Raw genomic sequence first — 894 nt, 5'->3', positions numbered from 1 at the left:
CACTAAGGATTAGTGAATAAAAGGGGATATTTTAAAATGATTAACTTTTCAGGAACACAAAAAATAGAAACAGATCGTTTAGTTCTTAGAAGGATGGAACTGTCTGATGCTCAAATGGTTTTCGATCACTGGCTTTCAGACGAACGAGTATCTGACAATCGGGTTAACGCCGCACACAAGACAGTTTCAGAAACCATCGAGAGGGTTGCAAAGATAGTAAGTGATTATGCAAATAAAGAATGTTGTTGGTGGGCTATTGAGCGAAAGGCTGACGGTGAATTGATTGGTGAAATTGATTTGTATGACTTCGATAACGCCACCGGAAACTGTGAGGTAAGTTTTTCGATTGGATATGAATGGTGGAACCAGGGGTATGGAACCGAAGCATTAAGGGCGGTTGTTGAATTCGGCTTCCGATATATGAACATACACAAAATCGCAGCAGCACATAACACTGATAACCCAGCTTCTGGAAAAGTAATGGTTAAAGCTGAAATGGAGCAAGAAGGAACGATCAGACATATGATTCGCAATGTCAAGGGTCAATACAAAGATTGTGCCATTTATGGACTTTTACAAGAAGATTATGTTAAAAAACACACCAGTGAACATACTAGTATCCTTAAATTGAATGATAAAGTAATGGATTTAAAAGCAACAACTACCCAGCTGTTAATTTCTTTAAATAATGCTGGGTCATAAAAATCAAGTTCAAAATGGAGAATGGATAATCCAGCAAAAGGACAGTGTGGGGTAACATCATTAGTGGTTAATGATATTTTAGGTGGGGAAATACGAAAAACCCCCTCAGTTGAAGGATGGCATTATTATAATTTTATAGACAACACCCGATATGATTTTACAGAATCCCAATTTAGTGAAAGCATAAATTAT

The 894-nt window shown here is 37.1% G+C and carries 1 protein-coding gene and 1 pseudogene; both read left to right on the top strand.

The window, feature by feature from the left end; translation table 11 throughout:
• Positions 1-36: 36 nt before the first annotated feature.
• Positions 37-702, top strand: coding sequence for a GNAT family N-acetyltransferase (locus JM172_RS25055; RefSeq protein ID WP_483297283.1), 666 nt, complete (start codon positions 37-39; stop codon positions 700-702).
• Positions 703-894 (top strand): annotated as a pseudogene (locus JM172_RS24515) (YunG family protein); the annotation flags it as partial.

The organism is Bacillus sp. SM2101 (genome assembly GCF_018588585.1).
Classification (GTDB): domain Bacteria; phylum Bacillota; class Bacilli; order Bacillales; family SM2101; genus Nanhaiella; species Nanhaiella sioensis.
The sequence above is the reverse complement of the archived record's forward strand: the minus strand, read 5'-3'. Positions and strand labels throughout refer to the sequence as shown.